Origin of the sequence: Streptomyces sp. XM4193 (genome assembly GCF_023072595.1) — a bacterium.
In the GTDB taxonomy this organism is placed as follows: Bacteria; Actinomycetota; Actinomycetes; order Streptomycetales; family Streptomycetaceae; genus Streptomyces.
Map to the genome: position 1 here is coordinate 132,380 of NZ_JALLGK010000010.1, position 15,348 is coordinate 147,727.

General features: G+C 72.2%; 12 protein-coding genes and 1 riboswitch. Of the genes, 2 read left to right on the forward strand and 10 right to left on the reverse strand.

Annotated elements, in window-relative coordinates; translation table 11 throughout:
- Position 1 precedes the first annotated feature (1 nt).
- Complete coding sequence (locus MTQ01_RS22455; protein WP_247492709.1) at positions 2-1,963, reverse strand: IucA/IucC family protein; 1,962 nt, start codon at positions 1,961-1,963, stop codon at positions 2-4.
- A 542-nt stretch (positions 1,964-2,505) separates the two neighbouring features.
- On the opposite strand from MTQ01_RS22455, the gene MTQ01_RS22460 reads away from it, so the two are divergent.
- The gene (locus MTQ01_RS22460) at positions 2,506-3,717 is read left to right on the forward strand and encodes a serine protease (protein ID WP_247492661.1); all 1,212 of its coding nucleotides are present in this window, start codon (positions 2,506-2,508) and stop codon (positions 3,715-3,717) included.
- An 87-nt stretch (positions 3,718-3,804) separates the two neighbouring features.
- Positions 3,805-5,019, forward strand: a complete 1,215-nt coding sequence (locus tag MTQ01_RS22465; protein ID WP_247492662.1) for a serine protease — start codon at positions 3,805-3,807, stop codon at positions 5,017-5,019.
- Between the two features lie 142 nt (positions 5,020-5,161).
- On the opposite strand, the gene panD is transcribed toward MTQ01_RS22465, so the two are convergent.
- From panD to MTQ01_RS22510, 9 genes are all read right to left on the reverse strand, one after another.
- A complete protein-coding gene (gene panD, locus MTQ01_RS22470) occupies positions 5,162-5,581 on the reverse strand; it encodes an aspartate 1-decarboxylase (RefSeq protein WP_247492663.1) in 420 nt (139 codons plus the stop codon).
- Between the two features lie 260 nt (positions 5,582-5,841).
- Positions 5,842-6,231, reverse strand: a complete 390-nt coding sequence (locus MTQ01_RS22475) for a (2Fe-2S) ferredoxin domain-containing protein (RefSeq protein ID WP_247492665.1) — start codon at positions 6,229-6,231, stop codon at positions 5,842-5,844.
- Complete coding sequence (locus MTQ01_RS22480; RefSeq protein ID WP_247492667.1) at positions 6,212-7,069, reverse strand: ABC transporter ATP-binding protein; 858 nt, start codon at positions 7,067-7,069, stop codon at positions 6,212-6,214. The genes MTQ01_RS22475 and MTQ01_RS22480 overlap by 20 nt, the downstream gene beginning before the upstream one ends.
- A complete protein-coding gene (locus MTQ01_RS22485; RefSeq protein WP_247492668.1) occupies positions 7,066-8,079 on the reverse strand; it encodes an iron ABC transporter permease in 1,014 nt (337 codons plus the stop codon). The genes MTQ01_RS22480 and MTQ01_RS22485 overlap by 4 nt, the downstream gene beginning before the upstream one ends.
- A complete protein-coding gene (locus MTQ01_RS22490) occupies positions 8,076-9,125 on the reverse strand; it encodes an ABC transporter substrate-binding protein (protein WP_247492669.1) in 1,050 nt (349 codons plus the stop codon). Before MTQ01_RS22490 ends, MTQ01_RS22485 begins: the two co-directional genes overlap by 4 nt.
- 53 nt (positions 9,126-9,178) lie before the next feature.
- Positions 9,179-9,355, reverse strand: a riboswitch (cobalamin riboswitch).
- A 393-nt stretch (positions 9,356-9,748) separates the two neighbouring features.
- Entirely contained in the window at positions 9,749-11,239 is a 1,491-nt protein-coding gene (hflX, locus tag MTQ01_RS22495; protein WP_247492670.1) for a GTPase HflX, read from the reverse strand.
- A gap of 338 nt (positions 11,240-11,577) precedes the next feature.
- A complete protein-coding gene (locus MTQ01_RS22500; protein ID WP_247492671.1) occupies positions 11,578-13,683 on the reverse strand; it encodes a bifunctional (p)ppGpp synthetase/guanosine-3',5'-bis(diphosphate) 3'-pyrophosphohydrolase in 2,106 nt (701 codons plus the stop codon).
- Positions 13,684-13,889: 206 nt separating this feature from the next.
- The gene (dapF, locus tag MTQ01_RS22505) at positions 13,890-14,762 is read right to left on the reverse strand and encodes a diaminopimelate epimerase (protein WP_247492672.1); all 873 of its coding nucleotides are present in this window, start codon (positions 14,760-14,762) and stop codon (positions 13,890-13,892) included.
- Positions 14,763-14,868: 106 nt separating this feature from the next.
- Positions 14,869-15,318 (reverse strand): hypothetical protein, encoded by a 450-nt coding sequence (locus tag MTQ01_RS22510; protein WP_247492673.1) that lies wholly within the window; start codon positions 15,316-15,318, stop codon positions 14,869-14,871.
- Between the last annotated feature and the right edge of the window lie 30 nt (positions 15,319-15,348).

Below are 15,348 nucleotides of genomic sequence, written 5' to 3' on the forward strand. Positions count from 1 at the left end.
TTCAGCCGCGACGGACCAGCGGATTGGGAACGGTGACGTAGACGGACTGGGTGTCCACCGGCCCGACCAGCTCGTCGAGCCCGTGCAGTCTGGTGAGCAGGTTGGCCTTGCAGCGCAGCTCGGGCGAGTCCAGGAGCAGCGCGGGCAGCGGTGAGGCGGCCTCCGCGGGGCGTACCGCGTCCGCGTGGGTGGCCAGGAAGCCTCGGGCGGCGGCGAGCAGCAGCTCCTCGTCGGCCAGCTGCTCCGCGCCGAAGGCCCCGATGAGGCCGAGGATGTTGTTGACACCCAGGTAGTAGGCGAAGCGCTCGTCGGTGACCGCGTCCTCGACGTAGCTGTCGCTGGCCGTCCCGATGCCGGGCAGCCGGTGCTCGAGCGCCTCGCGGTGCGAAGTGCGCAGGTAGTAGCCCTGGTTGTCGCGGTAGCGGCCGCCCTGCGGCCAGCCGTCCGGGTCCAGGAGGACGAGGGTGTTCTGCTGGTGCGCCTCCAGCGCGACGCCGGCCACGGCGTCCAGCCACAGCACGGGGGCGACGACCGTCGACAGATAGCGCAGCAGCCACTCGGTGGCGACGGCTGCGCGGGAGCGGCCGGTGCGACGGGCGAGCGCGACGACGGTCCGGGCCAGCGGCGAGATCAGCTGTTCGGCGGGCGCGTCCGCCCAGGGGCGCGGCGAGGTCAGCGCCGCCAGGCACACGGGCCGTTCGCCGGGACCGAAGGGGTAGTGCCGGATCACCGTGTCGAGACCGGCGATCGGTTGTCCGTCGGGGCCGTCCACCGCGAGCCAGGCGGGATCGCGGACGATGTCGAAGCCGGGCCCGACGGGGAAGGCCGCGCGCCAGCGGTTGGCGAGTCCGGTGCGCAGCAGACGGTGGATCTCCACACCGCGGTGCAGCTCCTTGCGGAGGTTCTCCCGGCACGAGTTGGTGATCCGCAGGCCGAGCGAGAGCTTGAGCATCACGGGCGTGCCGGGTTGGTGGACGGTGCGGACCGACGAGGTCGGGTGCCAGTGCGCCCCGCCCGTTCCCAGGTCGAACAGCAGCCGTTCGTCGAGGAGTTGGTTCAGCTGTGGGCGGCGGAGCAGCTCGCGCGCCTGCCACGGGTGCAGGGGCAGCGGCACGGTCTCGTCCGGGACGGTAACCCCGGGGCCGGCCAGGACGGTCGCCAACCGCGAGGCGGAGACCGTACGGCCGCGTTCGGTCCACGCCGAGTCGGCCGCCAGCAGCGAACGGTCCACGGCGAACCAGTGCAGCGGGAAGCTGCCGCGCAGCTCGGGCGCGAAGTCGCGGCTGTCGCGCTCGTCGAGGTGGTCGCGGCTCTTGGGCGCGGGGTGGAACGGATGTCCGAGCAGCAGCGACTGCTCGGCCTCCAGGAAGGCCGAAGTCCCCGCGGGCGGTGCGGGTTCGGCCCGGTGGTGACGGAGGATCCGCGCGGTCTGCCGCACCGAGTCGACGACGCGGCCGAGCAGGTCGGCGGTCTCCTCCGTGACGACCGGCCCGGGCCCGGCGGCCTCGCGGACGAGCAGCGCGGCCAGAGTGACGGCGTCCACCGGGCTGCCTTCGGGGGCGTACACGGCGCCGATCCCGGCCTCGCGGGCGGGCGCCGAGCGGCCGGGGGCCCCGGTGTCGGGTCGGGGGCTGCCGGTGTCCGGATCTGCTGCGTACGCGGTGTCGCCGGCCGGGCCCTCGGCGTCGGCCGGCGCGGCGTCGGCCGAGTGCGCGGGCGGGGCGCTGCGGAGCCGGGGAACGCCGAAGCGGTGCATCCCGGTGGCCGACCAGTGGCGCACCGGAACGACCAGTTCGGCGGCGGAGGCGGGCAGTTCGACCCTCAGGTCGGCGTACGGGCGGCCCGGCGGGGACGCGGGAACGAGCGCGCGCTCGCGCACCCAGCAGCGGAGCAGGTTCTCCGCGGTGGCGGCGTCGGCCGCGGCGAAGGGGTCGGCGGACTCCCTCGGGTCGGCGGACTCCACCGGGCGCCGCGGCTCCCCCGGAGCGTGCGAACCCGGGTTGCGCGAACCGTCCGTGGCCGGCGGTACGTACGGACCGGCCTGGTCGGTCGCCGGGGGCAGCGACTCGGTACGACGCGGGCCGGGCAACGGTGCGGCGTCATCTGCGGTGCGCCGCTCGCCGTCCGGCGGCGGGGCCAGCAGGCCCGTGTCCGCGCCCGGTTCCTGCGAGCCGCTCAGTGGGTTCACCGATTCCTCCCTTGCCGCGCGGGCGCGCCTCGGCCGGCGGCCCGACCGGAACAACGACGCCGTACGCCGGTGAACACGGTTTTCACGCAGGTTGATTCACGGATTCACACGGTCGCGAGGCATCCCGGAACAACTGCTTCCGCATGAGCGGGAGGTGCTGGTCGGTGAGGGTTGCACGAGGTGTTGCGCAGGGTTGGGAACCAAGGACCCGATGGCCGCCGTCGTAGGCGGCACCGGCATAGTGGGGGTCGCCTCCGCTCCGGCGAGGTCCATGACAAGAAGAATGCAAGTTGATCCACTTCAGGGGGAGTTCATTCATGTCAGCTACCGGCACGGGGACGCGTCGCCGCTCGACGCTGGCCGCGGCAGCGGTCGTCGCGGCGCTCGCACTGACCGCCACGGCCTGCGGACCGGAGGACGAGAGCGACGCCAAGCCTTCCGAGTCCTCGCCGGCGGAGAACGACAAGGGCGGCGACGGCAAGGACACCGTCGGTCTGCCGGAGAACCTTCCGTTCGACCTGGATGACCTCAAGGACTGGAAGGACGGGGCCTGGAAGGACTGGGACCCGGACGGCTGGCTCGGCGACGCCAAGGCCTTCATCAACCCGATCATCGAGGACCTCTGGGACCGCGAGCGGATGGGCGACGCCGAGGAGCCCGACCGCGGCATCGACGAGGACGAGATCGAGGACGAGCCCGCGGGCGACGGCTCCAGCGAGGACGAGGGCGTGACCGACCCGACCCCCGCCGCCGTACAGGCCAAGCAGGTGCCCACCTCGTACACCGAGAGCGCCCCGGCGCACGGCAAGGTCTTCTTCGACTCGCCGCAGGGCCAGATGGTCTGCTCCGCGACCGCGGTCAAGGACCCCAAGAACCCGGGCAAGTCCAACCTCGTCGCCACCGCGGGCCACTGCGTGCACGGCGGCAAGGGCAAGGGCTGGTTCCGCAACGTCGTCTTCGTCCCGAGCTACAACTCCAAGGGCGTCGCCGGCCCGCAGCTGGAGACCGCGCCCAAGGCCGATGTGACGCCGCACGGCGTCTGGTGGGCCGACAAGGCCGTAACCACCGACCACTGGCGGGGCAACGGCGCCGACAGCGGCGGCCGGGGCGCCGCCCAGGACTTCGCCGTCCTGGACGTCAAGCCGGAGAAGGGCAGCACCAACACCAAGTCGCTCGAGGAGACGATCGGCGCGGCGGTGAAGGTCAACTTCGGTCTCCCGAAGGTGACTTCGATGAAGGACCTGACCGCCCGCGGCTACCCGGCGGCCAAGCCGTACGACGGTGCCCGGATGTTCAGCTGCACCGACAAGCCGAGCCGGGTCACCATCGACCCGAACGAGCCGACCATGTACCGCATCGGCTGCACCATGACCGGCGGTTCCTCCGGCGGCGGCTGGGTCTCCGAGGGCCCGGACGGCGAGGACGAGCTGTACTCGGTGACCTCCATCGGCCCGCTGACCGCCACCTGGCTCGCCGCACCCCGACTGGGCGCGGACGCCAAGAAGGTGTTCGACCAGCTCGCCAAGTGATCGCGGGCGGGGCGGGTCCGAGACGGCCCCGCCCCGCCGTCGTTCCCCCAATCGACAGAGAACAAGACCGGCCAGGAGATCCAGACGATGCCTTCCATACGCAGGTCCTCGCGCAGGCGCTCGGCGCTCGCCGCGGCGGCCGTCGTGGCGGCGCTCGCCGTCACCGCCACCGCCTGCGGCCCCGGTGACGACGAGGCCGGCTCCTCCCCCGACGCGTCCAGCAGCGCGGCTTCGGACAGTTCGCAGGGCAAGGGCGGCGACGAGTTCGACCTGAACCTGCCCAAGGACCTGCCCACCTCGCTCCAGGACCTGGAGAAGTGGAAGGACGGCGGCTGGGAGAACTGGGACAAGAAGGACTGGCTGCGCGACGCCGCCGACTTCGTCAACCCCTACATCAAGGACCTGTGGAAGCCGGACCGGATGCAGGACGCCCAGGACGCCACCAAGGACGTCACCGAGGAGGAGGTCGCCGCCGCCTCCACCCCGCAGGACGACCCCGAGCCGCGTCCGGTGCAGGCCTCGAAGGTCAAGACGCCGTACCACAAGCACGCCGCCCCGGTCGGCAAGCTCTTCTTCGACTCCCCCGAGGGCCCCTCGGTGTGCTCCGGCACCGTCGTGAAGGACCCGCGCAACCCGGGCAAGTCCAACCTCGTCGCCACCGCGGGCCACTGCGTGCACGGCGGCAAGGGCAAGGGCTGGTACCGCAACATCATGTTCGTGCCCTCCTACAACGACCTCGGCCGCCCGGCGAACCAGGTCGGCCAGGGCGCGGCGCACGAGGTGTACCCGTACAAGCAGTGGTGGGCGACATGGGCGCAGACCACCGGCTACTGGATCGACCGCGGCGACGGTGTCGACGGCGCCCGCGGAGCGAGCCAGGACTTCGCGGTGGTCCAGGTCAAGGCCGAGGACGGCTCCGCCAAGTCGGTCGAGGAGACGGTGGGCGCCGCGCTGGAGATCAACTTCAACGCCCCCACGCCCAAGCAGCAGACCGGGCTGACCTCCTACGGCTACCCGGCCGCACCGCCGTACGACGGTGCGCTGATGCACCGCTGCACCGCACGTCCGGGGCAGCTGACCACCGACCCGAGCCAGCCGGCGCTCTACCGCATCGGCTGCACCATGACCGGCGGCACCTCGGGCGGCGGCATCCTGGCCAACGGCGAGGGCGGCAAGGCCCAGTTGGTCTCGGTCAACTCCATCGGACCGCGTCCCGCGACCTGGTTGGCCGGGCCGTACCTCGGCGCCGAGGCCAAGGGCGTCTTCGAGGCGATCAGCAAGCGGCACGCGGGCAAGAACTGACGCGGCAGGCCGCACTGCGGCGAACGTCCCGGCGCTCCTCGCGGAGTGCCGGGACGTTCGCCGTTGCGTGGGCCGCGCGGCGTACGGGACGGCGTGTGCGACGTGCGAGACGCGGCGTATGCGGCGTGCGGTGCGGGTGGGGTCAGTGCGTCATGGCCAGCGGGCTGCGCTCGGTGCCGCTGCCGGGAACGGGCGCGGAGATGTCGCTGCCCAGTTCGACGATGCGGTTGTCGGTGTCGACGTGGACCACCCGGGGCTCGTGGGCCCTGGCCTCGGCGTCCTCCATCTGCCCGTAGCTGATCAGGATGACCAGGTCGCCGGGGTGCACCAGATGGGCCGCGGCGCCGTTGATGCCGATGACGCCGGAACCGCGCTCGCCCTTGATGGTGTAGGTCTCCAGGCGGGCGCCGTTGGTGATGTCGACGATGTGCACGAGCTCGCCGGGCAACAGATCCGCGGCATCGAGCAGGTCCGCGTCCACGGTCACCGAACCCACGTAGTTCAGGTTCGCCTCGGTGACCGTCGCACGGTGGATCTTGGACTTGAACATGGTGCGCAGCATGCTGAACTCCTGAAGGACGGCTCCCTGCCTGCTTTCTGCCGGTCAAGGGCAGTCGTCACTGTACATGGGCACGCGTCGGACTCGAAGCGGGTCGGGAACATCGCTTCGCCCCGGGCAGGTGCCCGCCCGGACGGCCGCCCCGGAATGTGCGGGGGCCGACATGGATCGAAAGCCGACCGGTTGATCAGGAACCGGATCTCACGGTGGCGGGCGGGCCGCACGCCGACGGCTCCGGCGTCGGTGGTGGTCGGCATTCGTGCTCATCGTGCCCTGCGGGACGGCGTGAGGACGTAGCGGTCGAGGACGTCGGGGCGCGGGGCGACACCGGGGCCTCCGGCCCTGACCCAGTCGGCGACGTCCTCGGTGGCGGCCGGTTCGTTGACGAGTCCGAGCCAGACCGGGCGCGCACCGTTGACACGTGCGGCTGCGGAAGGCTGGACGACGATCACATTCGCTTCCTCGCAGACCTCGAGGCAGTCGGCGACTCGTACGGGAACCTCCTCGGCAAGGCGCGCGACTTGCCAGTCGTGATCCACACCCGTGACTTTCGCGGTTCCGCAGCAGCAGTCCCGGCACACGACGACGCGGCACGGTGCCGGTCGGGCGGATGCGAGCTCCGCGCCGACAGTTTCAGGACGGTGTCGGGGCATCGCTCGTCACACTCCTCTTCGGGGGATGTCCGTTCTTCGGGGGTTGTCCGTTCTTCGGGGGTTGTCCGTCCCGGGCGGCCGGGCGCAGAAAACGGATCACGGGGTGGCCGGGCCCGTGGGTGACCTCGGCACGGACGCCGTAGACCTGCTTGATGAGCGTGGGCGTCAGGACCTCGGCCGCAGTGCCCTCCGCGACAGGGCGGCCCTCGCGCAGCACGAGCAGGCGGTCGCAGTACATCGCGGCGAGGTTCAGGTCGTGCAGGGCGATCACCGTGGTGACCGGCAGGCTCGCGACGAGTTCCAACAGGTCGAGCTGGTGCTGGATGTCGAGGTGGTTGGTGGGTTCGTCGAGGAGGAGTTCGCGGGGTGCCTGGGCGAGCGCGCGGGCGATCTGGGTGCGCTGGCGCTCGCCGCCGGACAGGGTGTGCCATGACTGGCCGGCCCGGTCGGTCAGACCGGTACGGGCCAGTGCCCGGGCGACGGCCTCGGCGTCGGCCGCCGTGGCCGGTGTCCAGGCACGGCGGTGCGGGATCCGGCCGAGGGCGACGACGTCGTGGACGGTCAGTTCGGTCTGCGTGTCGGCGTGCTGCTCGACCGTGGCGATCCTGCGGGCGACGGCCCGGCGGCCGACATCGGCCAGGGGACGTCCTTCCATGGTGACGACACCGGCGGTGGGGGCCAGAACTCCGGCCAACAGCCTCAACAGCGTCGACTTTCCCGACCCGTTGGGGCCCAGGAGTCCGACCGTCTCGCCCCGGCTCAGGGTGAGGGTGACGCCGTCGACGACGACCTTGTCGCCGAGACGCCGTACGACACGGTCCGCGTGCAGGTCGGTCATGTCCTTCTCCGTCCGCGATAGAGCACGGCCACGAACGCGGGCACGCCGACAAGAGCCGTCACCACGCCCACCGGGACCTCCTGGGGGTCGAGGACCGTACGGGCGAGGGTGTCCACCCACACCAGGAAGACGGCCCCGGTCAGCGCGGTGGCCGGCAGCAGCCGGGCGTGCCCGGAGCCGGTGAGGACGCGGGTGGCGTGCGGCAGGACCAGGCCGACGAACCCGATCGCGCCGGCGCAGCTGACCAGTACGGCCGTGAGCAGCGCGGTCGTGCAGAGGAGGACCAGGCGGGTACGGGCGACACGGACGCCGAGTCCGGCGGCGGCCTCCTCGCCGAAGGCGAAAGCGTCCAGCGTACGGGCGTGCCCCAGGCAGACCACGAGGGCCGCGGCCAGCACGACCGCGCAGAGCAGTACCTGTCCCCAGTCGGCCCCGGTGAGCGAGCCGAGCAGCCAGAACAGCACGCCCCGGGTGGTCTCCGCGTCCGCCGAGGTCAGGACGGTGAACGAGGTCAGTGCGGCGAAGAGCTGCATGACCGCGACTCCGGACAGGACGACCCGGTCGGTGCTGCCGCCGAGGGCGTGGCTGAGCGTCAGCACCAGTGCGAAGGAGAGCAGCGCGCCGAGAAAGGCACCCCCCGACAGGGACAGCACTCCCCCGCCCACACCGAGCACCACCACGGCGACCGCTCCGGTGGACGCCCCGGAGGAGACCCCGAGCACGAAGGGGTCGGCGAGCGGGTTGCGCAGCAGCGACTGCATGACCGCGCCGCACACGGCGAGTCCGGCCCCGCACACGGCGGCCAGCAGTGTGCGGGGCATGCGCAGGTCCCAGACGATGCCGTCGCGCAGTGGCGCCAGCGTGCTCTCGCCGAGTCCGAGGTGGGCCGCGACGGAGGTCCAGACGTCTCCGGTGGAGATGTCGGCGGGGCCGATCGTTACCGCCACGGCGATGGACGCGACCAGCGCGACCAGGCCGCCGCCCGTCAACAGCAGTGTGCGGACACTCACTTGACGAGCCCGAAGTCGCGCAGACCGGCTGCGACCTTCTCGATCCCCTCGACGGTGCGGATGGACGGGTTCATCGCCTGTCCGCTCAGCAGGACGTACCGCTTCTTCTGCACAGCGGCCAGATTGCGGGTGGCGGGGTTGGTCTCCAGAAAGCGGATCTTGGCGGCGGCGGTCTCCGCCGTCTGCTGCTTGCGGGTCAGATCGCCGATCACGATCACATCGGGGTCGCGGTCGGCGACCGTCTCCCAGCTGATCTGGGGCCACTCGTCCTGGGTGTCGGCGAAGGCGTTCTTCGCGCCGACCGCACGGGTGACCGCGCCCGGTGCGCCGCAACAGCCGGCGAGGTAGGGCGACTGGGAGTTGGCGAACCAGTACATGAGCGAGACGTCGGAGGAGTTGAGCCCGGCGGTGGCCGTGCCGACCCGCTTCTTCAAGGAGGCGATCAGCTTCTCGCCCCGCGCCCGCACGCCGAACGCCCGTGACAGATCACGTATCTCGCCGTACACGACATCGAGAGTGAGCGGCTCGCTGCGCGATCCGTCGCCGCCGCTGTCGTTGTCCTTGCCCAGGCAGTCGGACGGTGAGACATACGCGGGCACGCCCAGCTTCTCGAACTGGGCGCGGTCGGCGACCCCGCCCTTGCCCAGAGTGGAGAGGAACGAGGCGGTGACGAGGTCGGGTTCGGCGTCCAGGACCTTCTCGAAGGAGGGCGCGTTGTCGGCGAGACGCGGTACGGACGCATTCGCCTTCTCCAGCCCCTCCATCACCGGGTCGGTCCAAGTGGCCGTACCGGCAACGCGGTCGGCGAGGCCGAGCGAGAGCAGGATCTCCGTGGTGCCCTGGTTGAGGGACACGACCCGCTTCGGGGCGGACTCCAGGGTGACCTTGTGGCCGCAGTTGTCGAGGGTCACCGGGTAACCAGCGGCCGAGGTCCCCTCCGACTTCGCGTCACCCGCGCCGGAGGAGCCGCACGCGGTGATCAGCAGGGCGGACGCGACGAGCAGCGCCGGGGTACGGAAAAGAGCGGGAGCACGGAGCACGGGCATGCCTCTGGGGGTAGGGGCTCATACGCGGAGCCTGGCCTGTGGACGTCCCCGCGCCGGGGCGCGGAGGTGCCAGCAGGTCTTCGGACTCGGGTTCGTCCGGACGGGACGCCTTCCCGGTCTCCCAGTGGCGTCGTGCCCCGCCCGTCCCCCTCACCGCTGCGCGTCAGCTCCGGATTCGCACCGGATTCCCTGACCACGGATGTGGTTCGACTGGCCCGTGGAGGTTACCAAGGCAACCGCCGGGCCATGGCGTGTGATCAGTCTCCGGGCTCGGCACCAGGGTGCCGGTGTTCCGGTCGAGGCTCAGCAGCCTCGAAAGCCGCGGGCCCGCGGGCCCGCGGCCGAGGCCGGTCTCCACCCTCGGGGGTGCGAAACCGGCCTCGTCGCGGGCCCGTTCAGTGCGGCCGTACAGACCGCTTCACACTCAGCGCGGCCACCTCGGAAAACTCTCCCGTGAAGCACGCCCCCAACGGCCGGCCGCTCCGGCACGTCCGTCAGACACCGCCGTCACAGGCACCGTCGTCCCAGGCACCGCCGTCACAGGCACATCGCCGCTCAGTGCGCGTGCCGGCCCGCTCAACGCGGCCCGGGCGCACGCGCACCGGCGGCTCGCCCCTCGGAGATCACCCCTCGGCGGCGACGGGCTGGTACGGCCGCAGCAGGGCGGCGAGCTCCTCGTGCACCCGGACCTTCATCAGGGTGCCTTCGACGGTGTGCTCCTCGGAGAGGACCTCGCCCTCACCGTGGACGCGGGAGACCAGCGCTCCCTCGGTGAAGGGCAGCAGAGCCTCCAACTCCACGTCCGGGCGGGGCAGTTCGCTGTCGATCAGCTCCAGCAGCTCGGCGATGCCGAGACCGGAGTGCGTGGAGACGGCGAGCGCGTGCGGCTCCGCGCGCAGCAGCCGCTGCACCGTCAACGGGTCGGCGACATCCGCCTTGTTGATCACAACGATCTCGGGGACCTCCACCGCGCCCACGTCCCGGATCACCTCGCGCACGGCGGCGAGCTGCTCCTCCGGCACCGGATGGGAGCCGTCCACGACGTGGAGGATCAGCGTCGAGTCGGCGACCTCCTCCATGGTGGAGCGGAACGCCTCCACCAGGTGGTGCGGAAGGTGGCGCACGAAACCGACGGTGTCGGCCAGCGTGTACGCCCGCCCGCTCGGTGTCTCGGCCCGGCGCACGGTCGGGTCGAGAGTGGCGAACAGGGCGTTCTCCACCAGGACTCCGGCGCCGGTGAGGCGGTTGAGCAGGGAGGACTTGCCGGCGTTGGTGTAACCGGCGATCGCGACCGACGGCACCTGGTGACGCCGCCGCTCCTGCCGCTTGACGTCCCGGCCGGTCTTCAGCTCCGCGATCTCGCGGCGCATCTTCGCCATCTTCTCGCGGATGCGCCGACGGTCGGTCTCGATCTTCGTCTCACCGGGGCCGCGGGTGGCCATGCCGCCACCGCCGCCACCGCCCATCTGACGGGAGAGCGACTGACCCCAGCCACGGAGCCTGGGCAGCATGTACTGCATCTGGGCCAGGGCGACCTGCGCCTTGCCCTCCCGGGACTTGGCGTGCTGGGCGAAGATGTCCAGGATCAGCGCGGTGCGGTCGACGACCTTGACCTTGACCACGTCTTCGAGGTGGATCAGCTGGCCCGGGCTCAGCTCGCCGTCGCAGACCACGGTGTCCGCGCCGCTGCTCAGCACGATCTCGCGCAGCTCCTGGGCCTTGCCCGAGCCGATGTAGGTGGCCGGGTCCGGCTTCTGCCGCCGCTGGATCACGCCGTCGAGCACCTGGGCACCCGCCGTCTCGGCGAGCGCGGCCAGCTCGGCCAGCGAGTTGTCCGCCTCCTCGGCGGTGCCCGAGGTCCAGACGCCCACCAGCACGACCCGCTCCAGACGCAGCTGGCGGTACTCGACCTCGGTGACGTCCTCGAGCTCGGTGGAGAGTCCTGCGACGCGGCGCAGAGCCGCTCGCTCGGAGCGGTCGAGCTGGTCGCCGTCACGCTCCTCGTCGATCGAATGACTCCAGGCGACGTCCTCTTCCATCAGGGCGTCGGCCCGGCGCGTGCTGCTTTCGGAGCTTTGCTGAGCGCTGTGGGGAAGAGAAGAGGAGTGGGTCATTGTGTCCTTACGTCGAGGAGTGGTGCACGGCAGTGCGTGCTCTGCGGTAACGCGCGGGGGTGCGGAAGTATTCCCGCCGGCCCGCGGTCCGCCGCCCGATCCGCGGGCGGGACCGGCCGGGGTCGGTCACGGAGACGATGGTCCCACGGGCGCGTGCGGGCGTCACCCCGATTTTCCAGCGCGTCAGCCGCGCGCGTCAACGGCGCCGCCGACCCGCCGCGACCGCGCCCGGCGGCCTTTGCGGGCACTGCCGCACCGGCTCCGGCACCGGGCGCTGCGTCCCTGCGGTCGCCGGAGCCCGCGCGGAGGCAGCGGCGGTGCACCGCGCCGCGGGGCGCTCAGTGCAGCGGCTTGGTCACTCGGGCCACGTCGTAGACGCCCGGCACCTCGCGCATCGCGCGCATGAGCGCCGGCAGCTCCCCGGAGTCGTCGAGCCGCAGGGTGTACGTGTGCCGCACCCGCTGCTCGCGCGGCGGCTCGACGGCCGCGTAGAGCACCGCCGCTCCCTGGACCGCGATGGTCTCGGTCAGATCGGCGAGCAGCTGCTGCCTGCCGAACGCCTCCGCCTGGAGCGTGACCCGGCACGAGGCTCTGCCTCCGCGCCACCCCACCGCGACCTGCGCACGTCCGGCGTCGCGCATCCGGCGGACGGTGGCGCAGCTGTCGCGGTGCGCGGTCACATTGCCGCCGCGCACCAGGAAGCCGGTCACCGCGTCGGGTGCGACGGGGGTGCAGCAGCGGGCCAACCGCACGGTGTGGCCCGGGAGTTCCTCCGCCACCGCGCCGCTGCCGGCCGGGGCCGCGCTCGGTGGCGCGTCCTGCGGGCTGTCGTGCTCCGCCCCGGAGCTGCCCGCCACCGGCTCGGCCTCGGCCAGGTCGGCGCCTGCCGCGCCGACCTGGACGGCGGGCGACTCCAGCTCGAGCCGACGGCGGATGGAGATGCGGGCCGCTGGCGTACGGGCGTGGTCGAGCCACTCCGGGGACGGGCCGGAGCCGCCCTCGGCAGCCATCAGCAGCTGCAGCACGTCGCCGTCGCGCAGAACGGTGGCCAGGGTGGTCAGCCGGCCGTCGACCCGGGCACCGATGCAGCGGTGCGCCTCCTCGCCGTACCGGGCGAACGCCGCGTCGAGACAGGTGGCGCCGCCCGGGAGGTGGAGGGCCGCCGTCCCGGCGGTGCTGCCCGGCTCGCCGCAGAAGACGGTGATCTCGCGGTCCTGCGCGAGATCGTCGCGCAGAGCGGCCCAGAAGGTGTCCGGGTCGGGGGCGTGGCTCTGCCACTCCAGCAGCCGGGAGAGCCATCCCGGCTGGGTCGGGTCGGAGCGCTCGCCGTCGGCGGCGGGCTCGGCGGCGCCCTCCGCACGGTGCGGATTGCCCAGCGCGACCACCCCGGCCTCGGCCACCTTGTGCATGTGGTGGGTGCGCATCAGCACCTCGGCCACACGGCCCTGGGGATCGGCGAAGGCCGTGTGCAGGGACTGGTAGAGGTTGAACTTCGGCACCGCGATGAAGTCCTTGAACTCCGAGATCAGCGGGGTGAAGCAGGTGTGCAGCTCGCCGAGGACGGCGTAGCAGTCGGCTTCCTCCCCCACGAGGATCAGCAGCCGGCCGAAGTCGCACGGGCCGAGCTCGCCGCGTTTGAGGCGCGAGCGGTGCACCGAGAGCAGGTGCCGCGGCCTGATGAGGACTTCGGCGGTGACCTTCGCCTCGCGCAGTATTCCGCGGACCTGCTCGGCGATCTCCTCCAGCGGATCGGCGGCGGCCCGGTGGTCGCGCACCAGCTCGCGGGTCCGCGCGTGCTCCTCCGGGTGGAGGATCGCGAAGACCAGGTCCTCCAGCTCGGTCTTGAGCGCCTGCACCCCGAGGCGCTCGGCGAGCGGGATCAGCACATCGCGGGTGACGGTGGCGATCCGCACCTGCTTCTCCGGCCGCATCACGCCCAGGGTGCGCATGTTGTGGAGCCGGTCGGCGAGCTTGATCGACATGACCCGGACGTCGTTGCCGGTGGCGACCAGCATCTTGCGGAAGGTCTCGGGCTCGGCGGCGGCGCCGTAGTCGACCTTCTCCAGCTTCGTCACACCGTCGACGAGATAGGCCACCTCCTCGCCGAACTCGGCGCGCACCTGCTCCAGCGTGACCTCGGTGTCCTCGACCGTGTCGTGCAGCAGCGAGGCGGTCAACGTCGTGCCGCCCGCGCCCAGTTGGGCGAGGATCAGGGTCACCGCGAGCGGGTGGGTGATGTACGGGTCGCCGCTCTTGCGCATCTGCCCGCGGTGCGAGGACTCGGCGAGCAGATACGCCCGCCGCAGGGCGTCGAGGTCGGCGTCCTGGTGGTGTCTGCGGTGGGCCTGCACGACGTGCTCCAGGGCGTGCGGCATACCGCCGCGGGAGGCCGTGCCCACCAGTGCAGCCCTGCCGAGCTTTCGCAGGCTCCGTACCGCGCTCATGGGCAGCCCCCTGGGTGTCGCGCCGTCAGTTACCCGATGCTATCCATCCCGCGGAGGCTCGCCGACGGGTCCCCCAGGACCGTGTGCGGGATCACTCCTTCGAGCGAAAAGTCGTGCCCTGTTTCCCCATCGCCCCGTCCACGGCGGGGAGTTGGCGTCCGGCACGCCTCCCGGGAGGAGCCGACCGGCCGCCAAACCGCCTGCGATCAGGCGCCCTTGAGCAGCGAGGGGTCGACGATGCCCTCGGCGACCACGACGGCGGGGCCGGTCATCTCCACTTCGCCGTCGGCACGTTCGGTGATGGTCAGGGAGCCGCCCGGCACGTCCACGGTGTACGTCACCGTCTCGCCGTCGGCGGCCGGGTCCAACCCGTCCCGGCGCGCGGCGGCGACCATCACCGCGCAGGCCCCGGTGCCGCAGGAGCGGGTCTCGCCAGAGCCCCGCTCGTGCACCCTCAGCGCCACGTGCCGCGGGCCGCGGTCGACGACGAACTCGACGTTGGTGCCGTTCGGCACGGCCTCGGCGGGCGCCACCCCGGGCGCCTCGAGCAGCCGTCCGGCCTCGTCCAGCGAGTCGACGAACACGACGGCGTGCGGGTTGCCCATGTCCACGTGGCGCGCGGGCCTGCTGCGCCCGTCCACCGTGACGGTGAGCCCGGGGCCCGGCAGCAGCGCGCGGCCCATGCCCACCGTGATCGACCCGTCCTCGCCCAGCGTCACGCGGCGCACGCCCGCTCTGGTGGCGACCGCCAGCTCGCCGGGCTTGGCCAGCGCCATCCGCTCCAGGCAGTGGGCGAAGACCCGTACGCCGTTGCCGCACATCTCGGCGATGCTGCCGTCGCTGTTGCGGTAGTCCATGAACCACTCGGCGGCGTCGGCCATCGCGCGGGCCTCCGGGTGGGCGGCGGAGCGGACGATGCGCAGCAGCCCGTCGGCGCCGATGCCGGCTCTGCGGTCGCACAGCCGCGCGACCTCGGCGGCGGACAGCTCCAGGCGGCCCTCCGGGTCGGGGATGATCACGAAGTCGTTCTCTGTGCCGTGGCCCTTGAGGAAGGTGATCGGCTGCGCTGTGGTGCTCACACGGCCGATCGTAGTGGAGCGCACAGGGCGCCGCGCGGAGCGGCTGACCGACCCCGGGACCGGGCGCGCGCCGGGTGGCGCGGGTCCTGCCGCAGGGTGGCCTTTCCTACCGCAGAGTGGCCACCCGCAGCGCGGCGAGCACCACCAGCAGGGCGACCAACAGGGCGTACAGGGCGACCACGCGCCAGTCCGCGCGCCGCTCGCCGCCCCTCGGCGGGAGCCCGGGCCAGGAGAGGCCGACCCGGCGGGCGGCCATCATGCCCCAGCCGGCGGCGCAGCAGCTGATCAGCAGTCCGAGCATGGCCACGACCGCTCCGCCGCCGCCGAACTCGAAGGCGAGCGGGAAGGCGAACATCAGCGAACCGACAGCTGCCAGGGCGACGATCGGGGTGATCTGCCACAGCCTCAACCGGCGCGGTGGCCGCAGCTCGCCGTAGGACTCGCCGCTCTCCGCGACCGGGGCGCTGTCCTCGCTCGGGACGGGGACCGTCAGGGGATCGCTCGACACCTGCGACGGCAGCGCCGGATCATCGTTTCTGCGAGGGCCGGCATCCATTGCCACGCGCCCTCCCAACTCCCGACACCG